Below are 10,436 nucleotides of genomic sequence, written 5' to 3'. Positions count from 1 at the left end.
GCATCAGTATCGGTAAAGTTTTACGTACTTTAACTGAATCAACCTATGAAATTCAGCCTCAGCAAAGTCATTATGAATCTCTCGAAGTAGATGAGTTCTGGAATTTTGTTGGAAATAAAAAGAATAAACAATGGCTTATTTTTGTTCAAAAGTCATATTTTACCTCGGAGAAACCGGACATTTTTATTGGTGAGAATATAGACACTTTAAATGGGTTCTAACACTCTCGTTTCGTATAACAGCCATTATGTTAAATGAATGATAATTGACATTTTGTTCATTAATACTGATATGCAACGAATTTTATTATATGTCACCCCTCAATTACAAATATAAATGACTGCTCGTCTAATCATCTCCATTACACAATTAAATGTTAAAATGCATAGCTACTTCATCTAAGATAAAATATATGTATCCAAATCTACAGCACAGCTTCGAAAACAGCGTCATTCTCGTTGTAGAAGATGATTATGATATTGGTGACATTCTTGAAAAATACATAAAAAATGAAAACATGCAGGTCATCCGTGCATTGGATGGACAACAAGCTTTAGAGTGCCTAAAAGCCAACTCTATCGACCTGATTCTCCTTGATATTAAATTACCCAAACTAAATGGCTGGGAAATTCTACAAATCATCCGTCAAACAAGTCATTTACCTGTCATTATGCTGACTGCCTTAGATGATCAAGTGAATAAGATCATGGGGCTAAAAATGGGTGCTGATGACTTTATTATTAAGCCATTTAACCCAAACGAAGTGATTGCACGAATACAAGCCGTACTTAGACGAAGTACAAGCCAAAATATGGAAATAACTAATATTATTCGTTATAGAAATATTGAAATTAATCCAGATCATCATCAAGTTTACATTTCAAATGGTCAAAGAAATCAGTTGCTCAACCTTACGTTAACTGAGTATAAGATACTGTTTTTGATGGCAAAAACACCGAATAAAGTCTTTACACGTAATGAATTGATCCAAAACTGTATGCCTGAAAGTGATGCTTTAGATCGCACTGTAGATAGCCATATCAGCAAATTACGCAAAAAACTTGAAGAAAATGATGTAAATGGCTTATTAATCAATGTCCGTGGCGTGGGGTATCGCTTAGATCAAAATCATGAAATTTAACTTTTTTAAAAATTCTGTTGGAATTAACTTCCAGTTTATTATCATGATGAGCCTATTCAATTTAGGCATTACGCTGTTATCTTTCATGATTGGCTATTTTGTTTATAGCTGGGCGATAAAAATAGGTTTTCTAAATACACAAGTTATTAATTCAAATGAATTTTCAGTTACCTCCGTTGACTTTATCTGGCTGTTTTTAGTGCTATTAACAGGCTTTTTTCTTTCTACTATCCTCGCCTTTAAATATGGAAAACGCTATACACAGCCAATTAGTGATTTAGCAGATGTTATTCAACAAATTCAACAAGGCAATTTAGCACTCAGAATTAAACAGCCACATCATGATATTCCACATGAAATCAAGTCTCTTATTGAGAACTTCAATGAAATGGCAAACCAACTTGAAGTATCAGTTAAGAATTCAACTGTTTGGAATGCTGCAATTGCACATGAATTACGAACACCTGTGACAATATTACAAGGTCGCTTGCAAGGTATTGTCGATGGTATATTTATTGCCGATAAAGCTTTACACCTAAGCTTATTGAACCAAGTCGAAGGCTTATCTTACCTTGTGGAAGATTTACGGACACTGACACTTATTGAAAATAAACAATTACGATTAGAACTAGAAAAGACCAATTTAAAAAATAGTATTGAAAAATGTCTGCAGATGTTTAATGAACGGTTTCATGTTAAAGGTTTAACTATTGTTTTAAATTTGACGGATAAATTGGTTTGCGTTGATATAAGAAGGATGGAACAGGTCTTTATTGCATTGTTCTCTAACTTTCTAAGATATTCGAATGCTGGAAAAATAAATATTACATCTGTAACCACAGCAGAACATTGGGTATTGACGTTTGAAGATGAAGGTCCTGGTATTGATGAATCGCATCTTAAACACCTGTTCAAACCCTTCTATCGACTGGAAGACTCTAGATCATGTCTAGATGGCGGTACTGGATTAGGCTTGGCAGTGATTGATGCAATTATTGAAGCACACCAAGGTCATATTTATTATTCTAAATCCAAAAACTTAGGTGGCAGCTGTTTTACTATTCAACTAAATCGTAAGACATCAACTCATTTATAATGTGTTAAGTTCAGATTAATACGGCTTAATTTAAACCATAAATTTAAGATAAATTGATGTCTGAACTTAACCATTCTGTTTGATGATCCTCAAATAAATTTCATCACAATGAATTCTCATCTCGATATTTAGCTAGCATAAAAAATACCACAATGGAGAGTATCCCGATGATAATCCCTGCTGTTAATAATAAATTAACATGAGCTGAACTGAAGGCAATTTTACCTGCGTTAATCAATGCTGTACCTTGTTCAACGGGTAACTGGCTCGCCACTAAATAGGTATCACCAATCGAAAGTCTGGCTTTTTCTGCTAAAACAGCAGTTAAATCTGACGGCACTTGAAGATGACTGCCAAATATATAGGCCATGAAAACACCAAATAAAGTAATACCTAGTCCTGTACCCAGTTCATAACCTGTACTTTCAAGTGAACCTGCCGCACCGCCCTTTTCTGCAGGTACTGAGCCCATGATCGCAATGGATGAAGCTGTTAAACCAATACTCAGTGTTAATCCAATCGAAGCTAAAATAAAGGGAACGATGATTCCCGGATGATGAAAATCTGAATAACTCAAACTGACCAACGCAATTGCTGCCAATATTAATGACATGGTCGCAACCAGACGGAGTCCAAATTTATTGGATAAAAAACCAGCAATAGGCCCGCCAATAGCGGCCGCAACCATAATCGGAACCATAAAAAGACCGGCTTGCAGCGGTGTTAAACGAATGACATATTGCAGCTCCATTGCCAAAGTTAACTCAACCCCTGCCAAAGCGCCTGCAGCAACCATTGCCATAATAATGCCGGCTAAAATAGCAGGACGTGAAAATAGCGAAAGATCTAGCATCGGCTGAGGAGAATTCAGCTGTTTGCGTACAAATATGGTTAATAAGCCGATAGATAAAACGACCAAAGGCAAGACAATCAACAACGACTGTTTACCGCCTAAGCCTGCTTTTAGTGCATATACAAACGAAATCAAACCGACAATCAGCAATAGCGCTTGACCAAATGCCCAATGTCCAGGGGTTATAGCTTCTTTTCGGGACAATAAGAAATAGCACATTGGTGCGACAACCAGCATGATTGGGACGTTAATCAGGAAAACTGAACCCCACCAGAAATATTCTAACAATCCCCCACCAATGAGCGGTCCAATGGCGGCACCGGCTGATCCGATTGTGCCCCAAATACCCAGCGCAATGGCACGTTCGCGACTGTCTTCGAAGGTTCTGCGAATAATACCCAATACACAGGGCATAATCATGGCACCGCCTAATGCTAATAAAGCACGTGCGGCAATCAGCATAGAAGCCGTTTGGGAAAATGCCGCAAGGACTGAGGCAATTCCAAATATAACCAAGCCAATCAGCAGAATCTTACGATTGCCGACACGATCAGCCAAAGTTCCCATCGGAACTAAAAGTCCAGCCATAAGTAATGGATAAATATCAATAATCCATAAGACTTGGTTACTTGTGGCACTCAGCGATTGGGTTAATGAGGGAACCGCAACATGCAGTACAGTCATATCAATCACAATCGGCAGAAATGCAAGCACGACAGCGAGCAATATCCACCAGCGTTTCGGATCAAGATTGGTAGCTTTCATGATTAAACCTATATTGATGGTTTATTAAATCAATTCTGAAATAAAGATGTAAATGAAAGATTTGTTGTGGGCTAAACTCGTTAACCCACAGCTTTTATTCTCAGTTTTGATGCTTAATGTGCCGCTTTACGTTTCGAGAATTTCTCAACCATGCTCATGACGACAATAAAGAAAATCGGTACAAAAATAACAGCTAGAATTGTTGCGCTGATCATGCCGCCAAAGACGCCTGTACCAATCGCTTTTTGAGTTTCAGAACTAGCGCCACTGGCAATGACTAAAGGAATAACGCCACAGGTAAATGCCAAAGATGTCATTAGGATTGGACGTAAGCGCAATTTAGCGGCTGCAACGGTTGCCTCCACTAAACCCATTCCTTCTTCTCTTAGTGCTTTTGCAAACTCAACAATCAAAATAGCATTCTTTGCAGATAGACCAATAATCGTGATCATGCCGACCTTAAAGAAAATATCATTTGGCATACCACGTAACATTACTGCTAAAAAGGCGCCAATCAACCCTAGAGGGACAACTAGCATCACAGAGAATGGAATTGACCAGCTTTCATAAAGCGCTGCCAAGACAAGGAAAACGACTAACATCGACAACAGTAATAAAAACAAGGTTTGTGATTCCGACTGTTTTTCTTCTAGAGAAATCCCAGTCCACTCATAACCCACACCTTTCGGAAGTTGTTCAATCAAATTTTCCATCTCAGTCATGGCTTGTCCTGAAGATATACCTGCTGCTGGACTGCCAGAAATACTCAATGATGGACGACCGTTGTAACGATTGTATTGTTGTGGGGAATGTTGCCAAATTGGAGTAATTATTTCAGACATTGAAACCAATTTACCGCTTTGACTGTTCACCTTAATCTGAAGAATATCTTCAATACTCATGCGTGATTTGGCATCAAGTTGCACAATGACTTGCTGCATACGGTCATGATTTGGAAAATCATTGATATACATCGAACCCATTGAGGTTGAAATAATATCGGTCACATCACTGAAATTAACACCTAATGCCTGCAATTTATCTCTATCAATTTTAAGCTGTACAGAACTGCCATCTGGCAAACCTTCAGGATAGACCTCCGCCACGATTTTACTTTGTGCTGCTAATGCTAAAAGCTGATCTTGTGCTTCTCTTAAAGCAGGCATGCCAATATTGCCACGATCTAATAATCTCAGTGAAAAACCAGATGAGTTACCCAATTCATCAATTGCTGGTGGTAACACAGACATGGTTTGACCTTCTGAACTTTCAGCCATCGCTATATTGGCATTATTCACGACTTCTTGTGCCGTAATAGTACGCTCTTCGAATGGCAATAGATTGGTAAAATACATCGCTGTATTCTGACCAGATCCACTAAAACCAAAACCTAAGACCGCCATATTGTCTTTAATCCCCGTTTCTTGGTCTAAATAATTTTGAAACTCAGCAACGACTTTACGGGTACGTTCTTGAGTTGCATCCGCAGGAAGTTGAATCGAAGTCATAAACCACCCCTGATCTTCTTCTGGCATAAACGCAGTCGGAACGTGTTTAAAACTAAAAATCAGCACAATGACAATGCCTAAGAAACATAACATTGCGAGGGTTTTATGTTTAATTACTTTAAATAAACTGCGTTCATAGCGATTGTTCAGCTTCTCAAAACTGCGATCAAACGATGCAAAAACACCCTTTTTCTGATGGTCTTGATCAATCGGTTTTAACATCGTTGCACATAACGCAGGGGTTAATGTCAGTGCAAGGAAAGCTGAGAATAAAATTGAAACCGACATGGTAATGGTGAACTGACGATAGATAATCCCCACTGAGCCTGACGCCAATGCCATCGGCAAGAATACAGCGGCTAACACTAAGGTGATGCCAATAATCGGATTGGTAATTTCCTTCATGGCTTTAGATGTGGCTTCAACTGGAGATAAGCCTTCTGTCGCCATAATGCGTTCAACATTCTCAATGACCACAATCGCATCATCGACAATAATCCCGATCGCAAGCACCATACCGAACATGGTCAGCACATTAATCGAAAAACCAGCAAGCAGCATGACTGAGAATGTGCCAAGCAATGCAATCGGTGCAACAATCGCCGGAATTAAGGTGTATCGAACATTGTGTAAAAAGATAAACATGACAATAAAAACTAATGCCATAGCTTCAAGCAATGTCATGATTACTTTTTCAATCGAGATTTTTACAAAAGGTGCAGTGTCGTAAGGTATAGAGAATTTCATACCATCAGGCAGTGCTGAACCTAACTGTTCAATTTTCGCTTTAACACCTTCTGCAGTCTTGACAGCGTTGGCACCAGGACTCATTTGTATCGCCACAGCTGTAGAGGCTTTGCCATTTTCTAAAATCGCAAAGTTATACATCTGTGCCCCGATTTCGACACGAGCGACATCCGACAGTCGAACATTGGCGCCATTTTGTTGAGCACGTAAACTAATTTTCTTGAATTGCTCTACAGTTTCTAATTGACCTTGAGCAGTTAAAGGAATAGTAATTTGTTGCCCCGTCAAAGCAGGAACATCACCAATACGACCTGGTGATATCGGCAAGTTTTGGTTTTGGATGGCTGTATTCACATCTTGAATACTCAATCCATAAGAAACCAAACGATCTGGATCGACCCAAATCCGCATGGCTTTTTCAGCACCAAAATTTTGGACTTTACCAACACCGTCAACCCGCTTTAATTCTTCAATCACATAGCGAGTCATATAGTCACTGACATCAATTTCACTATATTTGCCATTCGGTGAACTTAAGCCCACCATCATTAAAAAACCAGACGACGCAGCATCGACCATCAGCCCTTGTTGTCGCACTGTTTGAGGTAAGCGTGACTCAATGGCTTTAATTTTGTTTTGCACATCAATTTGTGCAAGTTCTACATCTGTACCTGGTTTAAATGTTGCGGTGATTGTTGCTGTTCCAGAACTATCTGAACTTGAACTGTAATAAAGTAAGTTTTTGACACCTGACATTTCCCGCTCAATCAAGGTCACAACACTATCATTCAATGTTTTTGGCGTAGCACCTGGATAGATTGCCGTAATACTAATCTGTGGTGGCGCAACACTTGGGAATCGTGCAATAGGTAACTTGGGGATGCTTAGTACACCCAACAGAATAATAAATAAAGCAATCACCCATGCAAAAATAGGACGCCTAATGAAAAATTGGGACATTATTGCTGTCCTCCATTTTCCTTAATATTTGTAGGTTGCCACTGCTTAATTTTTAATTTTTGCTCAGGCTGTATACGATCAGCCCCTTCAACAATGACTTTCTCACCTGCTTGTAACCCTTGTTTGATCACATAGTTATTTTGATAACGTTGACCAAGCTGAACAGGCTTGCTTTGCGCTAAACCTTTTTGATTAACAATCGTAACATTGGCTTTACCACTAATATCATGTTGAATCGCTTGTTCTGGAACTAGGAGCGCATTTTCAACTTGAGCTCGGCTCATATTGACTCGAACATACATGCCTGGCAAAAGTTTTTGATTTTCATTATTGGCTAAAATACGGATTGTGACATCACCCGTATCAGGATCAACTTTAGTATCCGAAAATAGGATTTCACCTGTAACGTTATAAGGTTTACCCTGACTATTTAGGATTTCAACCGTATGTTTGGTATTTGACACGTCACCTTGCTGTAAAGCTTCCTGTAGTTTTTCATAATCACTAATTGATTGCTTTACATCAACATAGACTTTATTAATCTGTTGTATTACGGCCATTGCATTAGTATCACCTTGACCAACTAATGCACCCTCAGTCACTAAGATTTCACCAATCGTTCCCGAGATAGGGGCTGTAACAGTCGCATATTTAAGATTAAGTTGTTGTCTGCTTAACATGGCTTGCATTTGCGCCACATCGGCTTTTGCTTTTTGATAATCTGCTTCGGTATTGTTGTATTCCTGCTGACTAACCGCATTTACTTTTACTAATTCAGTGTAGCGTTTTAACAGCACCTGCAAACGTGTCACCTCAGCTTGTGCACGGTTTAAAGTGGCTTGATTGCTTTTTACATCTGCCTGAAATATTTCAGAATTCAATTTAAAAAGCGGTTGACCTGCTTGCACATAAGAGCCTTGCTTAAAAAGTACTTTATCAACAATTCCACCTACTTGCGGGCGAATTTCAGCAATACGGTAAGCGACAACACGGCCTGGAAGATTTTCAATTAAATTCATGGAATGCGGTAATACCGTGATGGTACTGACAACCGCTGGTGGCATTTCTGTTGGGGACTGTTCAGCATCTTTGGCTTGTGTACAGCCGATTAAAAGTACAGTTGTAATAAGTATTGAACCTATTAAATGATAATGTGTTGACATGCTTTTTCAGAGGGGGGGTTTTAGATACTACTATTTTGAAATAGCAGTGTTTATGAATTGCTGATGTTGTGTGGAGATTGTGTGGAGATTGTGTGGAGAGATTAAAAGATTTATTTTTTAATGACACGCTTAAACAGCGTGGCTTGTAAATTAGTATAAATAATTTTGTTGTTCTACAATTTTGATCGTATCTTAGTTTTTTCTCATAGTTCATGAACTTTAAAATTCTAAACCAAGACTAATATTTATATAAGCAATTGAAAATACAATACATAGTTTCTTTATACACTTATGAAGTGAACTTTAGGTGAACATAAGTTAAATAGAAATTTTTAATTAGTTCAGCACAAACGTACAATCTTTAAGGCCTATAACTCGATACCGTTCTCTCTTTGATGTTTATTGCTATCTAATTGAGTGAACTCTGTGGAAATATTTCTTTATACATTAAGCGTTATGTATAGCCCAGGCCCTGTAAATTTTATGGGGCTAAATTCTGGCCTTACAGGTCAATTAAAAAAGACTATAGGATTTTACCTAGGCATTGGTTTCGCCATGTTGATCTTATTCGTATTGTTTGGCTATATAGGTGAAGCTGTTATTCCACATGGATTGATTCATTATATTGCTTTAGCGGGTGCAATTTATACATTCTACTTGGCTATAAAAATGATTAGGGCGAATGTAGAAACAACTCAACAGCAAGAAAGCCATCTAACATTCTTAAATGGCTTATTTATTCAGTTATTAAATCCAAAAGCCATTCTCGTCATTCTACCTGTTACGACAATTATGTACCCTGCAGCCAAAATCACAGGAATCATGATCTTGATAGTTTCTTTACTGATTTCACTTGGTGCTGTTGGCGCACCATTCACCTATGCTCTGGTTGGAAAAGTATTAGGCAACAAAATTGCTAATCCTATCTGGTTTAATCGGCTAAATAAGCTGATGGGTATACTCTTGATTTTATCAGGGCTTTTTATGTTCAAAGATTTTCTTAATGGAATAAATCTGCTGTAGGACAAATTAGCCGTTCAAATCGAACGGCTATCTTTTAATATTTATCATTTTCCATTGAGTGGGAGTTAAACCAAATGTTTTTATAAAATGTCTGGTCATATGACTCTGATCAAAAAAGCCTGCATTTAAAGCAGCATTAACAATAGACTCCCCTTGAGCAAGGTAGAACTTAACTGTTTCTAAGCGACGCATGATCATATAACGGTGTGGGCTAGTTCCAAATAATAATCGGAAATCACGAGAAAGGCTCCAGCGGTCACGATCAGCATGTTTCTCTAAATCTGACAAACTTAAGTTTTCATGTGGATACGCCAAAATACACTCACGCGCTCTCTCTGCTGCCTTGTAGTCAAATTTTTTGTTTTGGTTAGATGAAGTATCTGAAATTTCACACAGTGTAGTTGCCAAATCAAATAGAGCATCTTCCTCTTCTAGGGTATCCATATAATTATTTATATTATTTAGAAAGCTATCCATTGCCCTAAACAGGCGAATATCATTACTTAAGCCATGTCTGATAAAAGGCAAAGGTTTACCCTTTAAAATGGTTTGGATCATCGCTGGTTCGATGTAAATCATTCTATAGCGATAGCCATCTAATGTTCCTGATTCACCATCATGCTTTTCATCCGGGTGTAGAACCATAGTCATGCCTGGCAAGCTATGTTGCAATGTACCTTTGTAATGAAAGTTTTGAACTCCGGAAAGAGTCCTGCCAATAGCATAAGTATCATGTCGGTGAGGTTTATAAGCATAATTGGAAAGAAATGCTTCAATTCTTTCTAATTTATGATTTTGAGTGGGGGATCTCACAATCCAATTATTTCCACTGGAGAAATCAGGCATAATTGATGGCCAATTTTTCGTAGATTCTATTGTAGATTATTTTTCACTTTTCCTAAAATTAACATAATACACGTTATACGTAATGCTTGATATTTCTCTTTAAATATCATTATATTAAAGCAAGCCGTTCTGAAATATAGGGCACCAGCAGAGCGGCTTTTTATTGATTATTCATGTTCCACGCTTAAAATTCGAACAGTGTTTCATGATTTTTATAAGTTAAACTAAATTTAGTTGCTAATCCCAATAAGCTATTCACTAACTTGTAAATATCGGTATACCGCCTGACGACTAATCCCAAAAGCTTTCCCTAATGCCATTTTCGATGGATACT

At 38.0% G+C, this 10,436-nt stretch carries 7 protein-coding genes and 1 pseudogene; 4 read left to right on the top strand and 4 right to left on the bottom strand.

The window, feature by feature from the left end:
• The 3 genes and pseudogenes from AC13CK_RS00375 to adeS form a co-directional block, all read left to right on the top strand.
• Window positions 1-143: pseudogene (locus AC13CK_RS00375) on the top strand (IS1 family transposase); the annotation flags it as partial.
• 269 nt (window positions 144-412) lie between these two features.
• Complete coding sequence (adeR, locus tag AC13CK_RS00370; RefSeq protein ID WP_032073130.1) at window positions 413-1,141, top strand: efflux system response regulator transcription factor AdeR; 729 nt, start codon at window positions 413-415, stop codon at window positions 1,139-1,141.
• Window positions 1,131-2,237 carry a two-component sensor histidine kinase AdeS gene (gene adeS / locus AC13CK_RS00365; protein WP_032073131.1) on the top strand — a complete coding sequence of 369 codons (1,107 nt, stop codon included), beginning with the start codon at window positions 1,131-1,133 and terminating at the stop codon, window positions 2,235-2,237. Before adeR ends, adeS begins: the two co-directional genes overlap by 11 nt.
• A gap of 103 nt (window positions 2,238-2,340) precedes the next feature.
• Here the strand turns inward: adeS and aadT are convergent, their stop codons facing one another.
• The 3 genes from aadT to AC13CK_RS00350 form a co-directional block, all read right to left on the bottom strand.
• Window positions 2,341-3,855: a multidrug efflux MFS transporter AadT gene (gene aadT / locus AC13CK_RS00360; RefSeq protein WP_032073148.1), complete on the bottom strand. Its 1,515-nt coding sequence runs from the start codon at window positions 3,853-3,855 to the stop codon at window positions 2,341-2,343.
• A 113-nt stretch (window positions 3,856-3,968) separates the two neighbouring features.
• Entirely contained in the window at window positions 3,969-7,073 is a 3,105-nt protein-coding gene (locus AC13CK_RS00355; protein ID WP_270915313.1) for a multidrug efflux RND transporter permease subunit, read from the bottom strand.
• Window positions 7,070-8,233, bottom strand: coding sequence for an efflux RND transporter periplasmic adaptor subunit (locus tag AC13CK_RS00350; protein ID WP_032073150.1), 1,164 nt, complete (start codon window positions 8,231-8,233; stop codon window positions 7,070-7,072). Before AC13CK_RS00350 ends, AC13CK_RS00355 begins: the two co-directional genes overlap by 4 nt.
• A 426-nt stretch (window positions 8,234-8,659) precedes the next feature.
• Between AC13CK_RS00350 and AC13CK_RS00345 the strand changes: the two genes are divergently transcribed.
• The gene (locus AC13CK_RS00345) at window positions 8,660-9,256 is read left to right on the top strand and encodes a LysE family translocator (RefSeq protein ID WP_074163998.1); all 597 of its coding nucleotides are present in this window, start codon (window positions 8,660-8,662) and stop codon (window positions 9,254-9,256) included.
• A gap of 27 nt (window positions 9,257-9,283) precedes the next feature.
• On the opposite strand, the gene AC13CK_RS00340 is transcribed toward AC13CK_RS00345, so the two are convergent.
• Window positions 9,284-10,102: an AraC family transcriptional regulator gene (locus AC13CK_RS00340; protein WP_032073151.1), complete on the bottom strand. Its 819-nt coding sequence runs from the start codon at window positions 10,100-10,102 to the stop codon at window positions 9,284-9,286.
• Window positions 10,103-10,436: the final 334 nt, after the last annotated feature.

This window comes from Acinetobacter sp. L-24, from assembly GCF_056857555.1.
This window is presented reverse-complemented; position numbering and strand designations above follow the sequence as displayed.

Bases quoted from the DNA above. Each gene is read 5' to 3' on its own strand.
- adeR (WP_032073130.1), top strand. From the start codon at position 413: ATGTATCCAAATCTACAGCACAGCTTCGAAAACAGCGTCATTCTCGTT.
- aadT (WP_032073148.1), bottom strand. From the start codon at position 3,855: ATGAAAGCTACCAATCTTGATCCGAAACGCTGGTGGATATTGCTCGCT.
- adeS (WP_032073131.1), top strand. From the start codon at position 1,131: ATGAAATTTAACTTTTTTAAAAATTCTGTTGGAATTAACTTCCAGTTT.
- AC13CK_RS00350 (WP_032073150.1), bottom strand. From the start codon at position 8,233: ATGTCAACACATTATCATTTAATAGGTTCAATACTTATTACAACTGTA.
- AC13CK_RS00340 (WP_032073151.1), bottom strand. From the start codon at position 10,102: ATGCCTGATTTCTCCAGTGGAAATAATTGGATTGTGAGATCCCCCACT.